Origin of the sequence: Xanthomonas theicola (assembly GCF_014236795.1) — a bacterium.
In the GTDB taxonomy this organism is placed as follows: Bacteria; Pseudomonadota; Gammaproteobacteria; order Xanthomonadales; family Xanthomonadaceae; genus Xanthomonas_A; species Xanthomonas_A theicola.
Window position 1 is genome coordinate 3,356,291 of record NZ_CP049017.1, and the last position, 22,896, is coordinate 3,379,186.

At 67.2% G+C, this 22,896-nt stretch carries 18 protein-coding genes and 5 pseudogenes; 9 read left to right on the forward strand and 14 right to left on the reverse strand.

Annotated elements, in window-relative coordinates:
* Positions 1 to 28 precede the first annotated feature (28 nt).
* Complete coding sequence (locus tag G4Q83_RS15635) at positions 29 to 1,429, reverse strand: aminotransferase-like domain-containing protein (RefSeq protein WP_128420062.1); 1,401 nt, start codon at positions 1,427 to 1,429, stop codon at positions 29 to 31.
* Positions 1,430 to 1,548: 119 nt separating this feature from the next.
* Here G4Q83_RS15635 and G4Q83_RS15640 point away from each other — a divergent pair, with 119 nt between their 5' ends.
* Positions 1,549 to 2,412, forward strand: a complete 864-nt coding sequence (locus G4Q83_RS15640; protein WP_128420063.1) for a DMT family transporter — start codon at positions 1,549 to 1,551, stop codon at positions 2,410 to 2,412.
* 530 nt (positions 2,413 to 2,942) lie between these two features.
* On the opposite strand, the pseudogene G4Q83_RS15645 reads toward G4Q83_RS15640, so the two are convergent.
* The 5 genes and pseudogenes from G4Q83_RS15645 to G4Q83_RS15665 all read right to left on the reverse strand — a co-directional run.
* Positions 2,943 to 3,443, reverse strand: a pseudogene (locus G4Q83_RS15645) (LysR substrate-binding domain-containing protein); the annotation flags it as partial.
* Positions 3,444 to 3,468: 25 nt separating this feature from the next.
* A pseudogene (locus G4Q83_RS15650) lies at positions 3,469 to 3,747 on the reverse strand (transposase); the annotation flags it as partial.
* Positions 3,748 to 3,756: 9 nt separating this feature from the next.
* Positions 3,757 to 4,086 (reverse strand): annotated as a pseudogene (locus G4Q83_RS15655) (IS3 family transposase); the annotation flags it as partial.
* Positions 4,087 to 4,238: 152 nt separating this feature from the next.
* The gene (locus G4Q83_RS15660) at positions 4,239 to 5,222 is read right to left on the reverse strand and encodes an IS5 family transposase (protein ID WP_185817191.1); all 984 of its coding nucleotides are present in this window, start codon (positions 5,220 to 5,222) and stop codon (positions 4,239 to 4,241) included.
* Positions 5,223 to 5,286: 64 nt separating this feature from the next.
* A protein-coding gene (locus G4Q83_RS15665; protein ID WP_185817443.1) for an IS3 family transposase occupies positions 5,287 to 6,392 on the reverse strand; the annotation gives its coding sequence in 2 pieces (ribosomal slippage) (positions 5,287 to 6,134 and positions 6,134 to 6,392; 1,107 coding nt in all).
* A 67-nt stretch (positions 6,393 to 6,459) separates the two neighbouring features.
* Here G4Q83_RS15665 and G4Q83_RS15670 point away from each other — a divergent pair.
* A pseudogene (locus G4Q83_RS15670) lies at positions 6,460 to 7,045 on the forward strand (IS5 family transposase); the annotation flags it as partial.
* Between the two features lie 116 nt (positions 7,046 to 7,161).
* Here G4Q83_RS15670 and G4Q83_RS15675 read toward each other — a convergent pair.
* Positions 7,162 to 7,686, reverse strand: a complete 525-nt coding sequence (locus G4Q83_RS15675) for a hypothetical protein (RefSeq protein ID WP_128421786.1) — start codon at positions 7,684 to 7,686, stop codon at positions 7,162 to 7,164.
* A 250-nt stretch (positions 7,687 to 7,936) separates the two neighbouring features.
* Here G4Q83_RS15675 and G4Q83_RS15680 point away from each other — a divergent pair, with 250 nt between their 5' ends.
* Positions 7,937 to 9,964: a sodium-translocating pyrophosphatase gene (locus tag G4Q83_RS15680; RefSeq protein WP_128421787.1), complete on the forward strand. Its 2,028-nt coding sequence runs from the start codon at positions 7,937 to 7,939 to the stop codon at positions 9,962 to 9,964.
* A 48-nt stretch (positions 9,965 to 10,012) separates the two neighbouring features.
* On the opposite strand, the gene G4Q83_RS15685 is transcribed toward G4Q83_RS15680, so the two are convergent.
* The gene (locus G4Q83_RS15685; protein ID WP_128421788.1) at positions 10,013 to 10,498 is read right to left on the reverse strand and encodes a hypothetical protein; all 486 of its coding nucleotides are present in this window, start codon (positions 10,496 to 10,498) and stop codon (positions 10,013 to 10,015) included.
* A 197-nt stretch (positions 10,499 to 10,695) separates the two neighbouring features.
* On the opposite strand from G4Q83_RS15685, the gene ppa reads away from it, so the two are divergent.
* The 3 genes from ppa to G4Q83_RS24245 all read left to right on the forward strand — a co-directional run bounded on the left by ppa (position 10,696) and on the right by G4Q83_RS24245 (position 13,377).
* Complete coding sequence (gene ppa, locus G4Q83_RS15690; protein WP_128421789.1) at positions 10,696 to 11,229, forward strand: inorganic diphosphatase; 534 nt, start codon at positions 10,696 to 10,698, stop codon at positions 11,227 to 11,229.
* Between the two features lie 154 nt (positions 11,230 to 11,383).
* Positions 11,384 to 12,502, forward strand: a complete 1,119-nt coding sequence (locus tag G4Q83_RS15695; protein ID WP_128421790.1) for an HDOD domain-containing protein — start codon at positions 11,384 to 11,386, stop codon at positions 12,500 to 12,502.
* Positions 12,503 to 12,900: 398 nt separating this feature from the next.
* Positions 12,901 to 13,377, forward strand: coding sequence for a transposase (locus G4Q83_RS24245; protein WP_343068353.1), 477 nt, complete (start codon positions 12,901 to 12,903; stop codon positions 13,375 to 13,377).
* Here G4Q83_RS24245 and G4Q83_RS15705 read toward each other — a convergent pair.
* The gene (locus G4Q83_RS15705) at positions 13,367 to 13,816 is read right to left on the reverse strand and encodes a transposase (protein WP_146095496.1); all 450 of its coding nucleotides are present in this window, start codon (positions 13,814 to 13,816) and stop codon (positions 13,367 to 13,369) included. The two genes, G4Q83_RS24245 and G4Q83_RS15705, sit on opposite strands and share 11 nt — an antisense overlap.
* 389 nt (positions 13,817 to 14,205) lie before the next feature.
* Between G4Q83_RS15705 and G4Q83_RS15710 the strand changes: the two genes are divergently transcribed.
* Both G4Q83_RS15710 and G4Q83_RS15715 read left to right on the forward strand, forming a co-directional pair.
* The gene (locus G4Q83_RS15710; RefSeq protein ID WP_128421845.1) at positions 14,206 to 14,400 is read left to right on the forward strand and encodes a hypothetical protein; all 195 of its coding nucleotides are present in this window, start codon (positions 14,206 to 14,208) and stop codon (positions 14,398 to 14,400) included.
* A gap of 140 nt (positions 14,401 to 14,540) precedes the next feature.
* Positions 14,541 to 16,790, forward strand: a complete 2,250-nt coding sequence (locus G4Q83_RS15715; protein WP_146095477.1) for a methyl-accepting chemotaxis protein — start codon at positions 14,541 to 14,543, stop codon at positions 16,788 to 16,790.
* Positions 16,791 to 17,027: 237 nt separating this feature from the next.
* On the opposite strand, the gene G4Q83_RS15720 is transcribed toward G4Q83_RS15715, so the two are convergent.
* From G4Q83_RS15720 to G4Q83_RS15730, 3 genes are all read right to left on the reverse strand, one after another.
* Entirely contained in the window at positions 17,028 to 18,338 is a 1,311-nt protein-coding gene (locus G4Q83_RS15720; protein ID WP_128421846.1) for a PQQ-dependent sugar dehydrogenase, read from the reverse strand.
* On the reverse strand, positions 18,331 to 18,741 hold the full coding sequence (locus tag G4Q83_RS15725; protein WP_246432119.1) for a DUF2231 domain-containing protein: 411 nt from the start codon (positions 18,739 to 18,741) through the stop codon (positions 18,331 to 18,333). Before G4Q83_RS15725 ends, G4Q83_RS15720 begins: the two co-directional genes overlap by 8 nt.
* A 119-nt stretch (positions 18,742 to 18,860) precedes the next feature.
* Positions 18,861 to 19,319 (reverse strand): hypothetical protein, encoded by a 459-nt coding sequence (locus tag G4Q83_RS15730; RefSeq protein ID WP_128421848.1) that lies wholly within the window; start codon positions 19,317 to 19,319, stop codon positions 18,861 to 18,863.
* A gap of 197 nt (positions 19,320 to 19,516) precedes the next feature.
* Here G4Q83_RS15730 and G4Q83_RS24725 point away from each other — a divergent pair.
* Positions 19,517 to 19,723, forward strand: a pseudogene (locus G4Q83_RS24725) (hypothetical protein); the annotation flags it as partial.
* A gap of 332 nt (positions 19,724 to 20,055) precedes the next feature.
* Here the strand turns inward: G4Q83_RS24725 and G4Q83_RS15740 are convergent.
* A complete protein-coding gene (locus tag G4Q83_RS15740) occupies positions 20,056 to 21,996 on the reverse strand; it encodes a M1 family metallopeptidase (RefSeq protein ID WP_128421292.1) in 1,941 nt (646 codons plus the stop codon).
* 214 nt (positions 21,997 to 22,210) lie between these two features.
* The gene (locus tag G4Q83_RS15745; RefSeq protein ID WP_246432120.1) at positions 22,211 to 22,873 is read right to left on the reverse strand and encodes an isopentenyl transferase family protein; all 663 of its coding nucleotides are present in this window, start codon (positions 22,871 to 22,873) and stop codon (positions 22,211 to 22,213) included.
* Positions 22,874 to 22,896 lie beyond the last annotated feature (23 nt).

The following is a 22,896-nucleotide window of genomic DNA, read 5'->3' on the forward strand; positions in this document are numbered from 1 at the left end:
GGCGCAGCGCTGGCCCGCAGCGGCTCCGCTACGGCGCGACGGCCTGCGGCGCCGCCAGCGCCCGCGCCAACACCGCATAGATCCGATCGTCGCCGGATTGGGCGACGTTGAAGCGCAGGAAGCGGCCGGCGCGCAAGGATTGGCTGAAGGCGTTGCCCGGCGCCAGCACCACGCCCTCGCGCAGGCAGGTGCGGGCCAGCGCGGCGGCATCGACGCCGGGCGGCAGCTGGCACCAGACGAACATGCCCGAGCGCGGCACCAGCCAGGGGCTGATCCCGAGCGGCGCGAGCCGGGCCAGGGTGTATGGCATCGCCTGTGCCAGCCGCTGCCGCAGCGTCTGCAGATGCCGGCGGTAGCCGCTGTCGGTCAGCACCGCCAGCAGGAGCTCGGCCGCGATGCGGCCGCCGCCGAAGCTGGTCGCGATCTTGAGGTCGGCCAGGCCCTCGATCCAGTCGGCGCGCGCGGCGATGTAGCCGCAGCGCAGTGCGGCCGAGATGGTCTTGGAAAAGCTGCCGATCTGGATGACCCGCGCCAGGCCGTCGAAGGCGGCCAGCCGCGGCGCCGCGGTGGATTCGAAGTCGGCGAAGATGTCGTCTTCCACCACGATCAGGCCGGCGTTGCCGGCCAGCGTCAGCACCCGGTGCGCGATCGCCGGCGAGAGCACCGCGCCGGTGGGATTGTGGATGCCCGAATTGGTGATGTAGAGCCTGGGCGCATGCGCCTGCAACGCGGCCGCGAACGCCGCCACGTCGGGTCCGTGCGCGGTGTGCGGCACGCCGATCGGCCGCGCCCGGTGCGCCTTGAGCAGGGCGTGGAAGTTGAAGTAGCAGGGATCGTCCACCAGCACCGTATCCCCGGGCTGCAGCAGGAACCGGCAGATCAGATCGATGGCCTGGGTCCCGGATTCGGCGAGCATGATCTGTTCGGGCGCGGCCTCGACGCCGTTGGCCGCCAGGCGCCGGGCCAGCAGCTGGCGCAGCAGCGGATCGCCCAGCGGCGTGGCGTACTCGGTCAATGCCGGCGCTTCGGCGCGGGCCAGGGCGCGCAGCGCGCGGCGCATCCCGTCCTCGTACAGCCACGCTGGCGGCAGCCAGCCACAGCCCGGCTTGAGCGTGCCGGCATCGGTTTCCAGCGACTGCCGCGACACCCACAATGGATCGATCTGCCGGTCCAGGTGCGGCCCGAGCCGCGCCAGCGCCAGCGGCGCCGCCGGCCCGGTCACGTAGTAGCCAGAACCCGGGCGCGACACCAGCTCGCCCTCGGCCACCAGCCGCGCGTACGCCTCGACCACGGTCGAGACCGACAGCCGCATGGCCCGTGCCTGCGCGCGCACCGACGGCAGGCGCGTCCCCGGCGGGTAGCTGCGGGCGGCGATGCGGGAGCGGATCTGGGCCATCACCGCGGCGATGCGGGTGCTGTCCTGCGCCATGGCGACCTCAACTGTAGTGGCCGCAGAAGCCTAACAGTTATCTCCGATTGTATTGGACCGTACCTGTCGCCGCCGCGGCCGCCGGTGCTCTACTGTCCTCCCCCTGCACGGAGACGGCGATGGCAACGCACTGGAACGGATGGCGCAATGGCTTCATCGGCGTGGCGATCTTCGCCGGCTCGCTGCCGGCCACGCGCGCCGCGGTCATGGACCTGGACCCGACCTTCCTGACCTGCGCACGGGCGAGCATCGCCGCCCTGGCCGGACTGGCCTGCCTGCTCACGCTGCGCCAGCGACGCCCGGCGGCGGCGGACCTGCCGGCGCTGGCGATCGTCTCCCTGGGCTGTGTGATCGGCTTCCCGCTGCTGACCGCGCTGGCCTTGCGGCACGTCTCCTCCGCGCATTCCATCGTGTTCGTCGGGCTGCTGCCGTTGTGCACCGCGCTGTTCGGCGTGCTGCGCGGCGGCGAGCGCCCCAGGGCGGGTTTCTGGCTGTTCTCGCTGCTCGGCAGCGGGCTGGTGGCCGGCTATGCGGCCATGCACGGCGCCGGCGCGGCGCGGCACGGCGATCTGCTGATGCTCGCCGCCGTGGTGGTGTGCGGGCTCGGCTATGCCGAAGGCGCACGCCTGGCGCGCACCCTGGGCGGCTGGCAGGTCATCAGTTGGGCGCTGCTGCTGGCGCTGCCGGTCATGCTGCCCGCCACCCTGCTCACCATGCCGGATTCGTTCGCGCATGTCGGTGCACCGGCGTGGATCGGGCTGGGCTACGTGGCCCTGTTCAGCATGCTGATCGGCTTCGTGTTCTGGTATCGCGGGCTGGCCCAGGGCGGTATCGCGGCGGTGTCACAGCTGCAGCTGCTGCAGCCCTTTCTCGGCCTGGCCCTGGCCGCACTGCTGCTGCACGAGGCGGTCAGCGCGGCGATGCTGGCGGTGGCGCTGGGCACGGTGCTGTGCGTGGCCGGGGCGAAGAAGTTCGCCAGCTGATCCGCTGCGGATCGCGCGTGGCGCGCCCTGCCCCGCCTTGCGCCGCGCCGCCTTGGCCGCCTTGGCCGGCCTGGTCTTGGCCGCGGACTTGGCTGCGGACTTGGCGGGTTTCTTGGCCATGTCCTTGGCCGCCTTCTTGGTCGCTTTCCTGGCCGGCCGCTTCGCCGTCTTGCCCACCGGCACCGACTCCGCGCTGGGCCGGGGCGCGGCGGTTGGCGCCCAGGCGCTTCTGCAACCACCACATGAAATCGACCACGTTGGTGGCCGCGTCCTCGCACTGCGACGCATTGGCCTCGGCGTCCACCTGGGTGGTGCCTTCCTGTGCCTTGATCCGCTTCCGGATCACCGCATGGCCGTACCCCACACGCAGGCGAGCACGATCAGGAAGACAAAGGTAATGCGACCCAGAGAATTTTCGTCGCGGACACGGGCGTTTGCTCCTTTCCGGAGCAAGGTCGACGCGGGCGGAGGACGTTTTCAAAGGTGGTCGGGAAACATCGCAGGCTGGCGTGCGAATGTCGGCGCTGCGATCAGGCATCGGGGTTCCCGCCCCCAGTGTAGGCGCGGAAAGCCGTCACGAGATGGTCGAAGACGGTGGCGATTCGCGGTGTCCGACGGAGATCCTCATGCGACACGATCCAGGTGTCGAACGCGTGGACCGTCAGATCGGGCAACACCGCGACGAGATCGATGCCAGCGTCCCCGATCGGTGCGTGCAGGACACCGATCCCGAGACCGGCCCGGATCGCCGCAGCCTGGGCGGCATGGCTGTCCGTGCGGATCGCAAAGCTGGCGCGCGACAAGGCCGTGTCGAGCGCCGCCACGATCGAGAGATCGCCCGCCGCACGATCCGGACCGATCAGCGCATGGTCGGACAGATCCGCCACGGACCTCGGCAGACCGTGCCGCGCGATATAGGCGCGATGCGCGAACAAGCGCAGTGGGATGGCGCCGACATGCCGGGCGACCAGCGCCTCCTGACGCGGGCGGTACATGCGGACCGCGACGTCCGCTTCTTGGTCGAGAAGGTCGGCTGAGAGGTTGCTGAGAACCTGTTCACGATCTTTTGAGTAGTAGTGTCAGGAATGCCAGGTGGATGAACTGCAAGCTGGTGTTGCGTTTGCGCTCGCAGTTCTTCCATAGCCTTCGGTTCTTTTCCAGCCACGCAAAGCTGCGTTCGACGCTCCAGCGCTTGGGCATGACCTTGAAGATGTGCAGTTCGCTGCGTTTGGCGATCTGCACCGTGACTTGCTTGCCCAGGATCTCTCGTACGCCTTCGGCGAACGGTTCTGCGGTATAGCCGCTATCGCACAACAGGCTTTGCACGTGTCCCAGGTTCGGGTTCTACCCCGAAATCACGGCCGGTTGTGAAAGGGTGGAAAACTTCAAATCCTCTCTGTCAATCCTTCGCCGCATCCTTGGGTTGTGGCGCCGCTCGATGTATTGGAACACATCGGCTCTTGCCGCATCGAGTGTCGGATAGGTCATGCGGTAGATCCGTTCGCGCTTGAGCAGGCCAAAGAAGCCCTCGCATGCGGCGTTGTCTGCGCAGTGACCCACGGCGCTCATCGAGCACACCAGGGTGTTGGTCAGCAAATACGTCTGATAGTCACCGCTTCGAAACTGACTGCCTCTATCCGAATGCAAGATCACCGGTTCGTCGCCCTGTCGCTGCCCCGACGTCCCCCCGCTTCAGTAGCGGGGCTCTTTAGGGATAGTCTGATCAACGCGGTCGGAGGATGAGGCAAGCCATATCGACCACGCCCACGGCGCTCAGACCCTCGGTTTTTCGCCGTTTCCGGCGCATTTCCGGGGTATTTCCCGGATTACAGGCACACCCTCCCCACGACAGGCAGCAACTGCTTTCGCTTCAGCCACAGGTTCGACAGCGCAAACAGCGTCAGCACTTGCGCCGTGTTCTTCGCCAGGCCGCGATAGCGCACCTTGACGTAGCCAAACTGGCGCTTGATCACCCGGAACGGATGCTCCACCTTCGCCCTCAGGCTGGCCTTGGCGTGCTCCCAGCGCTGTGCCCACTTCAATTCGCGCTTGCTCTTGATCTGCTTCAGCTTCGAGGGCTTCTCCGCGATCAGATAGCGCAGCTTGCGCTTGCTCGCCATCTCCTCGCGCTTGGCCAGCCCGGTGTAGCCGCTGTCGCCGCATACCGTGTCTTCCTTGCCGTGCAGCAGCTTGTGCGCCTGGGTGATATCTGCGGCGTTGGCCGCCGTGCATTCCAAGTGGTGCACCAGCCCGGACTCATCGTCCACGCCGATGTGCGCTTTCATCCCGAAGTAGTACTGATTGCCCTTCTTGGTCTGGTGCATTTCCGGGTCGCGCTCGCCGTTCTTGTTCTTGGTCGAGCTGGGCGCGGCAATGATCGTGGCGTCCACGATGGTGCCGCCGCGCAGGCTCTGGCCCTTGCGCGATAGGTGCGCGTTGACCCGGTTGAACAGCGTGCGCGCCAGATCGTGCGTCTCCAGCAACCGGCGGAAGTTGAGGATCGTGGTCTCGTCCGGCACCTCATCCAACCCGCCGATCCTGGCGAAACGGCGCATCGACGCCGTGTCGTACAAGGCTTCTTCCGCGCCCGGGTCGCTCAGTGCGTACCACTGCTGCAGAAAGTGGATGCGCAGCATTGTCTCCAGCGGGTACGGCTGACGGCCCGGATGGCCCGACTTCGGATAGTGCGGCGCGATCAGCGCCAGCAGGTCTTTCCACGGCACCACCTGATCCATCTCGGCCAGCAACCTTTCGCGCCGCGTCTGCTTGCGCTTGCCGTTGTACTCCGCGTCGCCGAAAGACAATTGCATCGTCGTTGTCCTGTTGGGCTTTGTACGATTGTCGCAGGATCAGAGGGAGTTGTTCAGACCATCCTTAGAGTCCGGGTTTCATCGTAGCGGCTTTGGCCGCTAGCTGTTGGGCATAGGCGGCCGGGGTCAGGCCGCCCAAGATCTTCTTCGGTCGCTCCTCGTTATATTCCCGTCGCCAGGTCTCGATCTCGGTGCGGGCGTGCAGCAGCGTCGGGAACCAGTGCTCGTTGAGGCATTCGTCGCGCAGGCGGCCGTTGAAGCTCTCGATGTAGGCGTTCTGGTTCGGCTTGCCTGGCTGGATCAAGCGCAGCTGCACACCGCGCTCGTGGGCCCACGTCACCATCGTCTTGCCGCAGAACTCCTTGCCGTTGTCGGTGCGGATCACCTGCGGCAGACCCCGTGTCAGCGCCAGCCGATCCAGCACCCGGGCCACGCCGTGGCCGGAGATGGCCCGCTCCACCTCGATCGCCACCGCCTCGTGCGTGGCATCGTCGACGATGGTCAGGGCCTTGAGCACCCGGCCCTCGGCGGTGCGGTCGAACACGAAGTCCATCGACCAGACCTGGTTGGCGGTTCCAGGCCGAAGCAACGGTTGGCGCTCGCCCAGCAGCACCTTCTTCCGCTTGCGCCGGCGCACCTGCAACCTGGCCTCCTGATACAGCCGTTCCACCCGCTTGTAGTTCACCGGCCACTGCTCCTGCCGCAGCTTCAGATAGATCATCCCGACGCCGTAGCGCTTGTACCGCTGCGCTAGCGCCAGGATCCGCTCGCGCAGCTCGACGTTGCGATCCGGACGTGGGACGTAGCGCAGCGCGCTGGCGCTCATCCGCACCACGGCCAGCGCCCGCCGCTCAGGGAGCCCGCGCTCCATCAGGTGCCGCACCAGCATCCTGCGCGCCGGTGCGGTCACCACTTTTTTCGCAGGGCGTCCTTGATGACGTCGTTCTCGAACAGCTGCTCGGCCAGCAGCTTCTTCAGCCGCGTGTTCTCCGCCTCCAGCTCCTTGAGCCGCTTGGCCTCCGGCACGCTCATGCCGCCGAACTTGCTGCGCCACAGGTAGTAGGAGGCCTCGCTGAACCCGTGCCGCCGGCACAGGTCCTTCACCGCCACGCCGGCTTCGGCCTCACGCAGGAAGCCGATGATCTGCTCTTCGGAAAAGCGCTTCTTCACGTCCAATCTCCGTCTCGTTGGGGATTGGACTCCAAATCGCCGTGCTACTCAAAACCGGGGGGACGTCGAGTGGAGCGAACCAGACGATGAAGGAGTGAGCCTGCTGGAGCGGGCGCTCAAAAAATCAGGTTGGCGCGGCCCGCCAGAGACAGGGGCGCAACGCTTGCAGCACGTTCTTGATCGTGGACGCACAGAGCGTGAAGAACACGGACACGGCCGGCCAGAAGGGTTATGACGCGGGCAAGAAGGTCTCGGGGATCAAGCGTCGCATCGCCGTCGATACCCAAGGCCTGCCGCATGCGGTCGCGGTGACGAGGGCGGAAGTGACCGACCGCAAAGGCGCGCTCCAATCCCTGGATCGTTGCAAGCCGAACCTGGGACACGTGCAAAGCCTGTTGTGCGATAGCGGCTATACCGGAGAACCATTCGCCGAAGGCGTACGAGAGATCCTGGGCAAGCAAGTCACGGTGCAGATCGCCAAACGCAGCGAACTGCACACCTTCAAGGTCATGCCCAAGCGCTGGAGCGTCGAACGCAGCTTTGCGTGGCTGGAAAAGAACCGAAGGCTATGGAAGAACTGCGAGCGCAAGCTCAACACCAGCTTGCAGTTCATCCACCTGGCATGCCTGACACTACTACTCAAAAGATCGTGAACAGGTTCTAAGCAGGGTCGCAGGTACGCCGGCACCACGACGCTCCCGAGTCTGCTTCGGACTTGACTCCACTTCAGGCGGGTCCGCCCGGACGGCCGCCCGGGCCCGAGCCCGGCTTACCGGCAGGCCTTGCCTTCCACCTGCATCTGCACCGCGTACATCGGCACTTGTGCGATCTTGCCGGCGATGGCCTGCCGCTTGGCCTCTTCCAGATAGATGCGCGACTGGCCCTGTCCGTCCAGGGCCGGCTTGCCGTCGGCCGGCTTGCGCCAGACCCGCACCACCGCCTGCTGGGTCGGGCATCCGGCGCTGGGCACGCGGATCAGATCATTGAATTTCCAGCCCGCCGCTTCGCTGGGCCTGGCCTGGTCGAACTCCACCAGCTTGGCGCGCGGCTGGCAGGTGGGGCTGCTGCGGACCGCGGAAAGCCGGTATGGCTGCGCCGCATCGCCGGTGTAGATTCCTTCGAAGCGCACGCAGGCCTCGGGGATCTGCCGGATCGTGTGCACCACGCCGACCGCCTGTGCGGTCCCCGGCTGGCGTTGCAGTTCCGGCACTGGATCGGCCGCCAGTGCCGCGCAGGCGCACAGGCACAGGCCGAACGCCGAAGCGAACGCGCGCGCAGGGATCGTCGATTGCATCGGTTTGCTCCTTGAAAGCAATGTGCAACGCTGCCATGCGCAGACTGAACCGAGTGCAAAGGTACGCACGCGGCTGGCGATGGCCAGGGGTCAGGCGCATACTCGGCCCGGTTCAGGTCAGGTCGAACATTGCGATACGCACCACTGGCGCGTTGCTGCCGCGGAGTCGTTGCATGCGTCGGACTCCTTTCGGTGTGATGCCGCTGTACGTCCCACCGCTTGGGCGACATCCACATCCTTGGGAGGGGTCATGCTGGAACGATATGCGGTCACCGTGGCACTAGCGTGCGCGGTCTTGGCGATTCTCTATGGCGTCGTATCCACGCGCTGGATACTGGCGCAGCCAGCCGGCAACGAACGCATGCGGCACATCGCCGATGCGATCCAGGAAGGCGCGCGCGCCTACCTCAACCGCCAATACCAGACCATCGCCGTCGCCGGCGTGGCGCTGTTGCTGCTGGTCGGGTTCTTCCTGAGTTGGTACACCGCCGGCGGCTTCGCGATCGGCGCGGTGCTGTCGGGCGCGGCCGGCTACATCGGCATGAACCTGTCAGTGCGCGCCAACGTGCGCACCGCCGAGGCGGCACGGCGCGGGCTGGGGCCGGCGATGGACGTGGCGTTCCGCGGCGGCGCGATCACCGGCATGTTGGTGGTCGGACTCGGCCTGATCGGGGTGGCCGGCTACTACGGCGTGTTGCAATGGCTGGGGCGCAGCGTCGAGGAAAGCCTGCATGCGCTGGTCGGCCTGGCCTTCGGCAGTTCGCTGATCTCAATCTTCGCACGGCTCGGCGGCGGCATCTTCACCAAGGGCGCCGACGTCGGCGCGGACCTGGTCGGCAAGGTCGAGGCCGGCATCCCCGAGGACGATCCGCGCAACCCGGCGGTGATCGCCGACAACGTGGGCGACAACGTCGGCGACTGCGCGGGCATGGCCGCAGACCTGTTTGAGACCTACGCGGTCACCGTGATCGCCACGATGCTGCTCGGCGGGTTGATGGCGGCTGAGGCCGGACGCAACGCGGTGCTGTATCCGCTGGTGCTCGGCGGTGTGTCGATCGTGGCCTCGATCGTCGGCACCTTGTTCGTACGGGTGCGACCGGGCGGCTCGATCATGGGCGCGCTGTACAAGGGCGTGCTGGTGTCGGCAGTGCTCGCCGCGCTGGCGTTCTGGCCGGTGACCCAGCAATTGATGGGCGATACCGCCGCCGGAGCCACCAGACTCTACGGCTGCGCGCTGATCGGTCTGGTGCTGACCGGCTTGATCGTGTGGATCACCGAGTACTACACCGGCACTCAGTACAAGCCGGTGCGGCACGTGGCGCAGGCATCGACCACCGGCCATGGCACCAACATCATCGCCGGGCTCGGCATCTCGATGAAATCGACCGCGCTGCCGGTGCTCGCGGTGTGCGTGGCGATCTGGGGCGCGTTCGCGCTGTCGGGCCTGTACGGCATCGCCATCGCCGCCACCGCGATGCTGTCGATGGCCGGCATGATCGTCGCGCTCGACGCCTACGGGCCGATCACCGACAACGCCGGCGGCATCGCCGAGATGGCCGAGCTGCCGCCGGAGGTGCGCGCGGTCACCGACCCGCTGGACGCGGTCGGCAACACCACCAAGGCGGTGACCAAGGGCTATGCGATCGGTTCGGCCGCGCTGGCCGCGCTGGTGCTGTTCGCCGACTACACGCACAACCTGCGCGCCGCCCATCCCGGCGAGCGCTTTGCCTTCGATCTGTCCGACCATACGGTGATCATCGGCCTGCTGCTCGGCGGCCTGATCCCCTACCTGTTCGGCGCAATGGCGATGGAAGCGGTGGGCCGCGCCGCCGGCGCGGTGGTCGAGGAGGTGCGGCGCCAGTTCCGCGAGATCCCCGGCATCATGCAAGGCACCGGCAAGCCGCAGTACGACCGCGCGGTGGACATGCTGACCCGCTCGGCGATCGGCGAGATGATCGTGCCGTCGCTGCTGCCGGTGGCGGTGCCGGTGGTGGTCGGGCTGCTGCTCGGCCCGCGCGCGCTGGGCGGCCTGCTGATCGGCACCATCGTCACCGGGCTGTTCGTGGCGATCTCGATGACCACCGGCGGCGGCGCCTGGGACAACGCCAAGAAGTACATCGAGGACGGCCACTTCGGCGGCAAGGGCAGCGAGGCGCACAAGGCCGCGGTCACCGGCGACACGGTCGGCGATCCGTACAAGGACACCGCCGGGCCGGCGATCAATCCGCTGATCAAGATCATCAACATCGTCGCGCTGCTGATGGTGCCGCTGCTGTGAGCGGCCCGGCGCCGGCGCTGGTGGCCGGCCGGCGCCGGCATGCAGCTGCTACAGACAATCGATCAGGCCGTCGTTGACGCTGCGCTGGCTGTGCGGCAGCGGCGCGAACAGCGGGTGCGGCCCCGCCAGCGCCGTGTACAGCGCCGCCACCCGGGTCTGCGGCAGCAGCGGCGTGGGGCATTGCCACAATTTCGCGTCGACCTGCACCTGGCCGGTGGCCGGGTCGACGCTGGCTTCGCTGGCGGCGAAGGTCCATACGCACTGGCCGAGCACCCCGTCGCGCTGGCGGACCGAGCAGCGGTAGCGCAGCGGCCGGTAGTCGCTGTACTCGCCCTCGCAGAAGGTGTCGCCGCAGATCTGGTCGAAATCCTCGGCCAGCCGCTGCTCCAGGTCGTGGAACGCCTCCCAGCCCGCGGCCGGGGTCGGATAGTCGAGCGCATCCACGTAGACCTGCTGCGCCTGCGCCGCGGGCGCGCCGCAGGCCAGCAGCGCGGCCGTCAGCAGCGCGCCCATCGAAAACCGGATTTCTTTCATCGCCTTGCTCCTTGGGACGGACAGTGGACACAGCGTCGCGCTGCGGCTGGCCGTGCGCTATCGGAAACCTTCCCATGCGGGCAGGTACGGAGTCCGAAAACCTTGTAGGGATAGGCTTAGCCGCCCGCGCTGCATTGCAACAGCCAAGCGACTAGAATACGGCCCTCTTTGAGAAGCCACTCCACTGGAGCTAGCGCATGGGTCTGGAACTGGTCACCTCCGGCAAGAACCTGCCGGAAGAAATCAACGTCGTCATCGAAATCCCCAAGGATTCGGAGCCGGTCAAGTACGAAGTGGACAAGGCCAGCGGCGCGATCTTCGTCGACCGCATCCTGTCCACGCCGATGCGCTATCCGTGCAACTATGGCTATGTGCCCAACACCCTGTGCGGCGACGGCGATCCGGCCGACGTGCTGGTGGTGCTGCCGCTGCCGCTGGTGCCCGGCTGCGTGGTGCGCTGCCGCCCGGTCGGCGTGCTGAAGATGAGCGACGAGGCCGGCAGCGACGAGAAGATCCTGGCGGTACCGGTGGCCAAGGTGTTCGAAGGCTACGGCCACATCGAGGACATCGCCCAGGTCTCCGGCCACTGGATGGAGCGCATCGGCCACTTCTTCGAGCACTACAAGGACCTGGAGAAGGGCAAGTGGGTCAAGCTGGACGGCTGGGGCAACGCCGCCGAGGCCAAGCAGATCCTGCTCGACGCAGTCGAGCGCTATCAGGCCGGCGCCTGAACCAGTCGGCGCGGCGGGCGCCAGCCCGCCACGACTGACCCGCTTCACGTTTTACGACCGGGAACGGTGCAACATTCTGGGGGTTTGGGGTACATTGCGGGTCGAATGTGCGGGCCGGTCGAGCGTGAACCGGTCCTTCTTGAGGGGTAGTCTCTTGCGTATCCTGTTCGTCGGCGACGAGGCGAGCCTGCCGGCCGAAGTCACCGCATACATCCGCGAATTGGACGAGGATTGGCAGGTCCAGACCGTGCTCGACGGCAATGCCGCCATTGCCGCCGCCGCGACCATGCACCTGGATGCGGTGATCGCCGCATCGGCGCTGCCGGACCTGACCACAGCCACCCTGCTCGGCCAAATCCGCACCCTGAGCCCGGAAACCATCCGCATCGCGCTGATCGATCCCGAGCAGAGCAAGCGCGCCCCGCCGGCGCGGATCATCGGCGTGGCACACCGCTTCCTGCCGCTGCCGCTGTCGCCGGAGATGCTGCTCGAGGCGGTCACCAGCATCGAGGAACTGCAGGAACTGCTCGGCAATCCCAAGCTGCGTGCCAGCATCGGTCGCATCGAGAAGCTGCCTTCGCCGCCGCACCTGTACCTGAACCTGATGCATGCGCTGGAGCAGGACGACGGCAGCAACGCCGCCGACCTGGCCAAGCTGGTCTCGGCCGATCCGGCGATCGCGGCCAAGGTGCTGCAGTTGTGCAACTCGGCGTACTTTTCCAACAGCCGCACGATTTCCGACCTGCGCACCGCGGTGACCCGGCTTGGCATCGGCACCTTGCGCGACCTGGTCCTGGCCAGCGAAGTGTTCTCGGTGCAGGCGCTGTCCAACGCTGAACGCAACGCGCTGCAGCAGCGCTCGCTGCTCGCCTCGAAGCTGGCCTCGAAGATGCTGCCCGCCTCCAGCGCCGAACTGGGCGCGACCGCGGCGTTGCTGGCCGATATCGGCCTGCTGCTGCCGGGCATCCGCAACGAGCGCGAGCCGGTTGCCGACGAGGGCGACAACGAGCGCCCCGGTCATGCCGAGGCGGGCGCCTACCTGCTCGGCCTGTGGGGCCTGCCGATGCCGATCATCGAGGCGGTGGCGTTCCACCGCCAGCCGCAGCGGTCCAGCACCCGCAGCTTCTGGGTCACCGGTGCGGTGCACGTGGCGATGGCGCTGGCCAGCGGCTCGGAGGTCGACGAGGACTACCTGGCCAAGACCGGCACCCTGGGCAAGCTGCCGGGCTGGCGCGAACAGGCGGAAAACCTGATGGGACTGACCGCGGCCTAGACACACCGCGCAGGCCGGCCTCGCCGCGGCCGTGCGACCGTACCGCGGCATGCGCTGCATTGTTCCCGCACAGGATGCCGCGCGGCCCGTCGCCGCTGGCCAGAACCGCCCGGCGGACGGCGCCTGCACTGCATCGCCCCCTTGCGCATGGACAGGCATGGCCTCGCCGTGCGCTGCACCGCCGCAATGCCGGCAACCTCCGGCGCCGGCCGCGCGCCGCGTTCGGCATCGCCTGACTTCGAGCCTCAGCGCGCTTGCCGCGCCCTCGTGCCATGGCCGTCTCCGGTAAAAAAGACGGGCCTTGCGCCCACGCCGCTGGATCAGAAGCGCTGTGTTGCCCCTGCGCCGCTGAAACGGACGCCAGGAAGCGATCCTTTCATCGTGCCCTGGAGGTTCCCATGCAACGTCTTTCCCGTCGTCGGTTCCCCAGCGATTTCAAGGCCCAGGCCGTTGTCTTGGCCGAGTCGGTCGGTCGGGCCAAGGCGGCCCGGCCGTTGGACATGTCCGTCAAGACGCTAGGCAACTGGCTGGATGCTTCGCGCGCCGGTCGCTCGCTGAGTTGGCCCAGCCGTTCGCCGGTCACCGACCTGGAGAGCGCGTTGGCCCGCCGGCGGGCCGGGAACGCCACGCTCAAGATGGAGCGCGAAATCCTACCCTCTGCCCGTCCACGCAGGGTCAGGGCGCGGCGCGCCTGCGCCCACGCGGTGGGTCATAAGCGCGTGGCCCGGTGGCGGCGCGCGGAAGGCTTGCGCGGCAGGCCAAGGGCCGCTCCATGCCCCGGACCACCGACAGCCGGCATCGCCGGCCGGGAACCGGCTCGATCGCCCGTTCGCCGTGGACAGCCCGGTGCCGGCCTGGGGGGCTTCATCCCATAAGCGCCAACTGAAAATATCGAACAGCGCGTGCTGCCGATACTGTCTGCGTCCAGGTCGTTCGCGCAGATCGGCGGCAATCCCATTCCAGCCACGCAGGCCATGCGGTCGCGACAGGACCGGATCGATGACCTGCAGCAGCAGGCGGCGCATCCGCGCGGTCCCGCGCCGGCGGCATCGTCGTGGCGTCTTCGGCACGGGGCAGGAAGCGGCCCCAGGGGGGAGAACGCTCGCCTACCGCGAGCACGCTTTCGATCAGGGTCGAGACGAACGCCTCGCCCTGCAGCCAGGCCTTGGCACCCTCCGGGTCGGTCTTCTTCGGATGCCCCAACGGCAGGAGCCACTTCAGTCGTTTGAACGCCAGTTCGATCTGCCAGCGATGCCGAGACGACTCCAGCAAACGTTGCGGCGACTCAGCGCACAATGGAGCGACCACGACCACCTCGCCGGCCCTCTCTCCATGGTCCGGGCCCGCCGCTTGCATCCCTTGCGCTTGGCGGTGCGCTGCAGCTTCTCTTCGCAGATGCGCCACTGCCGTGGCGACGTCTTCAGCGCGCAGACCTGGACCGGGATGCGGCCATGTTCATCGCGCACTTGCGCCAGCCAACCCTGCGCCTGCCCCACCGGCGAGCGCCGCAGGCGCGGCAGCCGGTCCAGCGGCTTGCTGTCGGGCCCGGGTGCTCCAACGCCATGGCGCTCAGGCGCAACACCACATCGCCGCCATGATCGGGCACGTGGCCGATGCCCGACCGGTACGCCGGACCACCATCCCCCATCAGGATGAACCGCCCCGGGATTCCAGGAGACTCCAACCGTTGAGAGGATGGAGTCATGAGCAAGCCAGTGAAGTATTCCCCGGATGTACGGGAGCGGTCGGTGCCGATGGTGCTGGAGCACCAGGACACGCACGGTTCGCCGTGGGCGGCGATCGACCCGCTCGCCGGTGCCGCCGGGTGCGCGTGCGAACGCAGTGTCATGCGATGGACACGACTGGCTGGCGATGCCGGCCGCGCGACGGCCACCTAAAGCCTGCCTGATTCGCGCCGCTATCTAGGGCCTCAGTCACTCGTACACAACGACGCGTTCACAACCATTGTCCACGGCGTTTGCACCTGCTGTTGCCACGCAATTTCTTGTTGTTGCTCCATCATCTAGGAGAACTCGCCGTGAATTCGATGCTCCAGCGCTACAACGTTGGTCCCCGCTTGGCCGTGGCCTTCAGCGTGTTGATCTTGCTGTCGGGCAGCCTGATCGCCATTGGCTTGCAGAGCATGGGCACTGCACGCAGCCAGATAGACGCTATCGTCGAGGTCAACCTGAAGAAGATCCAGCTTTCCAACGTGATGCTGGATGCCAACTGGGGCATTGCCAATGCGCTGCGCAATCTGTCCATCGCCGACACCGAGCAGCAGCGCGCCGACGCGCTGAAGTCCATCTCCGACAACCGCAAGTCCTACGCGGACGCGCGCAAGGCGCTCGACACCGTGCCCGCCAGCCCGCGCGGCGTGCAGCTGCGCAAGCAGATCGATGCAAGGCGGGAAGTGGCGCGCCACGTCAACGACGACATCATCACCCTGGTCGGGAACGGCCACGCCGACCAGGCCCAGGACCTGTTGCTGGCGCAGTCGGGTACGGTGATGAATGCATGGCAGACCGCGATACGCAAGAACGTCACGTTGCAGGACCGACAGAGCCTGCTCGCCTACGCCGCCGCGATCGACGCCATGTCGCGTGGCCGCAGCATGCTGATCGGCGGCGGCATCGCCGTGGTCCTCATCAGCGGTTTGCTGGCCTGGCTGATCACCCGCAGCCTGACCGGGCCGCTGGGGTTGGCGACCCGCGCCGCCGAAAACATCTCCTCCGGCAAGCTCGACAACGCCATCGACAGCGATGCGTGCGACGAGACCGGCCGCCTGCTGCAGTGCATGAGCAAGATGCAACGCCAGCTGCAGTCGGTGCTGGCGGCCCAGGCGGAAATGGCGCGGCGCCACGATGCAGGCCAGGTCAGTTACCGCATGGACGCGGCGGCGTTCCCGGGCGACTACGGACGCATGGTCCACGACAGCAACATGCTGGCGACGTCGCACATCGAGGTCACCATGCGCCTCGCCCAGATCATGGGCCGCTACGCGATCGGCGACCTCAGCGAGGACATGGACCGGCTGCCCGGCGAGAAGGCGGTGTTGACCGAGACCATGGATACGGTCAAGCAGAACCTGAGCGCGATGAACCGCGAGATCAATCACCTGGCCGGCGCGGCCGCGGCCGGCGACTTCAGCGTGCGCGGCGACGCGCAATGCTTCCAGTACGACTTCCGCGCCATGGTCGACAGCCTCAACCAACTGATGGCCACCGCCGACGGCAATCTGCACTCCCTGTCCACCTTGCTGCAGGCCATCGCCGCCGGCGACCTGACCGCACGCATGAGCGGCCAGTTTCAAGGCGTCTTCGCCAGGATGCGCGACGATGCCAACACCACCGCCGGACAACTGGCCGACATCGTCGGCCGCATCCAGCATGCGGCGCTGAGCATCAGTACCGCGGCCACCGAGATCGCGACCGGCAACGACGACCTGTCGCGGCGCACCGAGCAGCAGGCCGCCAGCCTGGAGGAAACCGCCGCCTCGATGGAAGAACTGACCTCCACCGTCAAGCAGAACGCCGAGCATGCGCGCCAGGCCAACCAGCTCGCGGTCGGCGCCGCGTCCGTCGCCTCCAAGGGCGGCGAGGCGGTCAGTCAGGTGGTCAGCACCATGAGCGGGATCGAAGCCTCCTCGAAGAGGATCGCCGACATCATCTCGGTGATCGACGGCATCGCCTTCCAGACCAACATCCTGGCGCTCAACGCCGCGGTGGAGGCCGCGCGCGCCGGCGAGCAGGGCCGCGGCTTCGCCGTGGTCGCCAGCGAAGTGCGCACGCTGGCCCAGCGCTCAGCCGGCGCCGCCAAGGAGATCAAGGGCCTGATCGACGAGTCGGTCGCCCGCGTCGCCGAAGGCTCGGCGCTGGTCGACGACGCGGGGCGCACCATGCAGGAGATCGTGTCCTCGGTGCAGCGCGTCACCGACATCATGGGCGAGATCTCCGCCGCCTCGCAGGAGCAGTACGCCGGCATCGAGCAGGTCAACCAGACCGTCACCCAGATGGACGAGGCCACCCAGCAGAACGCGGCGCTGGTCGAGGAAGCCACCGCGGCGGCGCGCTCGATGGAGGAACAGGCTGGCCAGCTCACCGAGGCCGTGGCCCTGTTCAGGCTCGACAACGCCGCTACCGGCGCCGCACTGGCGTTGGTCAAGTCCAGCGCAGCGCCGCTGGCGGAAGCGAACGCCGGGCCAGCCAGACGCAGCGCGGCGCCGATACGCGCGGTGTCCGGCAAGGCGGCGAGCATCGAAAACGGAGCGCACTGGCGGCAGTTCTGAAGTCCGGCGCCGAAAGGATCGCAGGCGGGCCGAAAACGGCGGCGGCATGCCGGATGCCGCCGCGGCTGCCTGAATCCGCGGCCGAGGCGCATCAGGCCTGCTGTGGACCCTCGCAATGCCGCGCCGCAGCCACGGGGTCGAGCCGATTCCCCTGGTTCGCGAGCGCTCTTGCGCAATCGACCGGCACATGCGGACCGGCAGCCGCCTCATTGGATGACTGCCGGTCCGGCGTCCTTGTCAGGGCGAAAAGCGCACCCGCCAGACGGTATTGCCCACGTCATCGGCAATCATCAGCGCACCGTCCTTGTCCTGGGCCAGGCCAACGGGCGCACCGTACAACTGCTTCTGGTCTTCGGAGTAGAAGCCGCTCACCAGGGTTTGCGGCGGGCCTGAGGGCCTGCCCTGCTGGAACGGCACATAGACCACCTCGTAGCCGCTGAGCGGCGAACGGTTCCAGCTGCCGTGCTCGGCCACGAAGGCGCCGCCCTGGTACTTGGCGGGAAGCGCAGCGCCGCGGGAAAACCACAGGCCCAACGCGGCCACATGCGAGCCCAACGCATAATCCGGCTTGATCGCCTTGGCGACGAGGTCGGGCCGTTGCTCTTTCACCCGGCGGTCCACGTTCTGCCCGTAGTAGCTGTATGGCCACCCGTAGAAGCCGCCCTCCTGTACCGAGGTCAGATAGTCGGGAACCAGGTCCGCGCCGATTTCGTCGCGCTCGTTGGCGATCGCCCACAGCTTGCCGCTCTGCGGTTCCCACTGCAGCCCGGTCGGGTTGCGGATGCCCGAAGCGAAGATGCGGCTGCTGGCGGAGGCCACATCGACTTCGAGGACGGCTGCGCGGCGGTACTCCACGTCCAGGCCGTTCTCGCCAATATTGCTGTTGGAGCCCACGCCGACATACAGCTTGCTGCCGTCGGGACTGGCCAGCAGCGCCTTGGTCCAGTGATGCTCGATCGTGCCCGGCAGGTCGGCAAACAGCGTGCCGGGCGCGGTGATCTCGGTTTGGCCCGGGGTATAGGCGAACTTCATGATGTTGTCGGTGTTGGCGACATACAGCGCATCCCCGATCAACTGCACGCCGAACGGCGAGTGCAGCCCCTTCAGGAAGACGTGCCTTTCCCACTTGCCGTCCGCGCCCTTGCGCAACAGGGTGATGCGGTTGCCGCCCTTGCCGCCCTTGCCTGAGCGGTCCTTGATCACGCCGGCGATGAGCTGCTTGGGCGTGGTGACCGGCTCCAGGCCCGGGCCGTTGGATTCGACGACCAGCACGTCGGCGTTGGGCAGGACGTAGAGCTGGCGCGGGTGCATCAGGTCGCCGGCGATCTTCTCGATCTTCAGGCCGGCCGCCACCGTCGGCATCTTGCCGTCCTTCCAGCCCACCCCCCGCGGGACCTGCATCGGCGGCACCAGAAAATCCTTCGCACTCGGCAGCGACGGCGACTGTCCAGACTGCTGCGCCGGCTCGAGCGACGCCTTGCCGCCGCATGCAGCCAAGGCCGCGGCACAGGTCAGCACCAGGACGGACTTGGAAAAGTGCTTAGCCATGCGCGTGGCCCTCCAGGGTGGTGTTGCGGACGGCCACGACCACATGCGCAACCGCCAGCAACGCGACCGTGACGACCGAGAGCCAGACGCCCGCGGGGACGACCGCATACGCATCGCGGCTGTGCACAAACGCGTTGAAGATGGCGGCGACGATGGCAAACAGGTTCAGCCAGAAATCGAGCCTGTCCGCAGTCACGGCGGACCGCCTCGCCGTGATCCAGACCTGCGCCAAATTCACCAGGCGGGGAACGATGGCGATGACCAGGCCGATCGCGATCAACCACGCCGCCGCCTTCATCCAGAGGATCACGCCGGTGCGCGCGTAGACGATGTCGAAGATCAGCGCGGCCACGAAGCAACCGAACGGGATGGGGTTGAACAATCCGTAGACGGCGTTGGCCACAACGGAACGACGCGATGCTGTCTGGGGATACATGAGCGGCTCATGGTGGAAGGAAGGGATGGGGCGACGCGCGCCTTCGCCACGGACCGCGGAACGCTCCGCCCTGGTGGCGCGATCCACTATCTGCCCCCGCCTGTCGAGGCGGTGTCGCGATGGAGCGCGTATTCGGCGTCGGCCAAGCCGTCGGGCCGTGGCCGACGATCGCGGCCAGAGCGGCTGTACATCCGTGAACGCGCCGCCCAGCGGGCGCCATCGGCGCCCATCGCCGTTTCGCTCCGGCCGCCTTCGCAACGGTCGACCCATGCCGGCGCGAGCATCGATCGCCGTGCACCCCGGCGAGACGCGCGAATGCCGTTTTCGGCCACATCGATCAGTCGTCCTCCGTCACCTTCGGCCGAACTGAAAAGACGATGCGCTCTTGCGTACAACGCGCTGGCCTTTTCTGAGTCGCCCCTTACGACATAGGCCTTAGCCAGGCTGTCCCAGGTGTTGGCCGAGTCGGGGAGCAGCACCGTATTCAATTCAAAGACGCGCAACGCGGGATCGACACTCAGGTTTTCCCGGACCTGATTCCCCATCCGTCGCCTCCGCTGGGCCGGAGAGGGTCGATGCGGCAAGCCGCTGATTCGACAGAGGCGGTGCGACGATGGCCAAGAAGCACCCGATCCGGTTCCAAGCGGGCATGGGCCTGCCGGCGCTCTTGCGGTCCTAGGGGAGCCAGGCCCGATGCCGGCAAGCCGTACTTGAACAACGATGGCCGCAAGGCTTCTTTTGCCCAGCGTGTGGACATCGGCGGTCTTGCCCGTTGCACAGCCGCGACCTGCTCCAATGCAATCGCTGCCAACAGCAGGCCTGCTCGACGCGCGGCACCTTGTTCGCCGATGCCACATCGCCGTTGCGCAGCTGGTTCCTGGCGATCTACTCGCTCAGCCAGCACGGAACGGCATCCCGGCCCTGGCGCTGCGCCGGCAGCTCGGAGTGAGCGAGGACACCGCGGGGCCGGCCGCTGCCAACAGAGCCGGCGCTCATCCGGGTCGACACCCTGCTGGGCACCATCCAGAATGCCTGGCCTGGCACCTATCACGCCTTGCCCCCGAAGTCCCTACAGCGCTACCTGAGCGCGTTCTGCCATCGCTTCAACCGACGCGTGGACCTGGCGGCCTGGGTCCCACGATCGATCTGCGCCGTCCTCCACCCTCCACCGCGGCCCTATCGGCTCGCAACGTTGGATGCGCGATGGGGGGAATCAGGTAACGGTAAAGCCGTCGCGACTGAACTCGCTCCCACAGGTGTTGCATCTATGGCGTGCCGGCCTCAGTGCGAGGCGGCGCCCGCGTCGGCCGTGGCCAGCATGTCCTGCACCGACACCGCGGTGATCGGGTGGTAGCCGGGCTTGGCCTGGGCGAAGACCTGCTTGGCGAAGGCCAGGCCGTCCGGGGTCTTCACCAGTTCGGCATAGATCGGCAGGATCAGCTTGCGCCGACCGACACGGGCGATGAACTCGCCGGCGGCCGGACGCGCCCCGACATCGCCGCTGCGGATCGCCAGCGGATACCAGCGCATGGCGATCTCGCCGTTCGCGGTGCTGGTGAAGCGGTACGCGGCGTCGAGCTGCTTGAGCTGCGCAGGGGTGAGCGTGGCGCCCAGGCCGCTGAGAAAATGTACCCACTCCTGCGTGCTCCAGGCGTCGGTGATCTGCTTGGTCGGCAGGGTGCCGCTGCCGGCCCAGGCGATGCGCGCGGTATCGACCATCGCGAAATTGCGCGAACGCGCCTTCTGTGCGAATGCCGGGATGCCCGGCTCGTCCAGCCACGCGTGCAATTCCTGCTCGCTGACCGCATCGGGCTTCTTGGCCAGCAGGTGCTTCTTCAGATAGGCGACGAACTGGTCGGTGTTGGCGCTTTGGAAGGCATGGTCGTCGAACCAGCCGCGCAGGAACGCATCGAAGGTGGCGCGGCCGAAGCGCTGCTCCAGGAACTGCAGGAACCAGGCGCCCTTGACGTAGGCGACCTGGCTCAGCGCGTCGTCCGGATCGCGCTCGGTCAGCGGCGGCAGCGCCAGCGCCTGGTCGGCCGGGCGCATGTCCTTGACCTCGGCCAGCAGGTCGGTCTGGTCGATCTCGCGCTCCATCTCCGCCGCTTCGGCGCCGTACAGCGCCTCGGTGATGCGCGCCTGCACGTAGGTGGTGAAGCCTTCGTTGAGCCAGATGTCCTTCCAGCTGGCGTTGGTCACCAGGTTGCCGGACCAGCTGTGCGCCAGCTCGTGCGCGATCAGCGACACCAGCGACTTGTCGCCGACGATCACGGTCGGGGTGGCGAAGGTCAGGCGCGGGTTCTCCATGCCGCCGAACGGGAACGACGGCGGCAGCACCAGCATGTCGTAGCGACCCCAGCGGTACGGACCGTACAGCGTCTCGGCGGCGACGATCATCTTCTCGGTGTCCTCGAACTCCTTGGCCGCCTTGTCGGCCATGGCCGGCTCGGCCCACACGCCGGAGCGCTCGGAAATTGGCTTGAACACCAGGTCGCCGGCGGCGATGGCCAGCAGGTAGGACGGAATCGGCTGCGGCATCTTGAACGTGTAGTCGCCGTCGCGCGCCGCCTTCGGATCGTTGTCGGCGCTCATCAGCACCATCACGTCCGGACGCGAGGTCACGTGCGCGCTGTAGGTGAAGCGCACGCTCGGCGTGTCCTGTAGCGGCACCCAACTGCGCGCATGGATCGCCTGCGACTGACTGAACATGAAGGGCAGTTGCTTGCCCTCGGTCATCGACGGCTCCAGCCATTGCAGGCCCGAGGCGGTCGCGGCGGTGTGGTAGGCGATGCTGACCTTCTGCGGCTGGTTCGGCGTCTGGATGGTCAGCTTGCTGCCGTAGATCTTGTCGGCCGGCGCCAACGTGTACTGCAGCGGCGCCAGGTTGCCTTTGCCGTCGTCGCCCTGCACTTGCTCGATGGTCAGCTCGCGCGTGTCCAGCAGCAGCTGCTTGGCGCCCTTGTCCTTCCAGTGCAGCGTATAGGTGGCGGTGCCGCCGATCTGCTTGCTGTCGAAATCCAGCTTCAGGTCCAGCGCCAGATCCTTAATCACAACCTTGTCCGGCTCGGCGTAGGAGCTTTCGTCGTGGCTGCGGTCGGCGAGTTTCGCGGCGGCGGCGGGCCTTGAAGCGGCGGGGGACGCTGCCGGCGGGGCCGACTCTTTGGAGCAACCGGCCACGGCGATCGCCACGGCAAGGGACAGCAGCAGGAACGGAGATCGCATGGACGGCGCCGGATCATGGGGAAGCCGGGATTCTAGCGCAGCGCGTTGTGCAGGTTGCGCAAGCCATCGGCCCGTGCCGGCGATGCCAAGCCGAGAGCAACCTGCAGATCGCGGTTACCGATGCCGCAAAAGCGAATCCGGCAACGCGCCTTCGGCCGCACCACGAATGCAGACGGTCGCCACGCAGGTCCGCCGCACCGGAACGCAGGCGCTGCTACGCAGGCATTTCCTCAGTTGCCAGCTGCCAACCCGCCGGAAGCTTGCCAAAATCCTGCTCCTGCCATTGGGCATGCCCGAGGTACTCCTGCGCGATCCCGTGGACCAGCCGATGCTTCAAGTCGGCATCCATGTGCGGCAACCGGGTGACGGGCACGCCCCACTGTCGCGCAAAGCGTATTGCATGCCGGTAGCCGTCCACGCCCTCGAGAATCGGGCGAAGCGCAGGGTCGGGCCATAGCGCAACCAGCTCTTCCAGCAGAGAAGGGTGTGCTTCGCCCGCGCACAGCATCTGCTCGACGCGGCGTCTGGCCGTGTCCAGAAAGGCATCCGGGTCGCTCAGCTGCAACCTGTGCGAACTCCAGCGGAATCCGCTCGCCCAGTAAGGATCGGCCATCATTTCCTTCAGCAGGGAAATCGACCCTCCCTCGAGAATAACGGCGCCATCGCCGCCATGCCGATCGACGGCATGTTTGAGCAACGCGTTGGCCTCATTCGCCGCAATGATTCCGTCGGACAGCCTGCGCGAGGCGATATAGATCCTGCGCGTGGCTCTCAATTCGGAGAGCAGCGGCCGCCCGCTGCCGGTGGCCAGTTCGGGGTAGCATTGGATCCGATCGAGTGCAATGACCGGCCATCCGCTTCGCTCGGCCAAGGCCACGGATGCCGCCGTCTTGCCGCTAC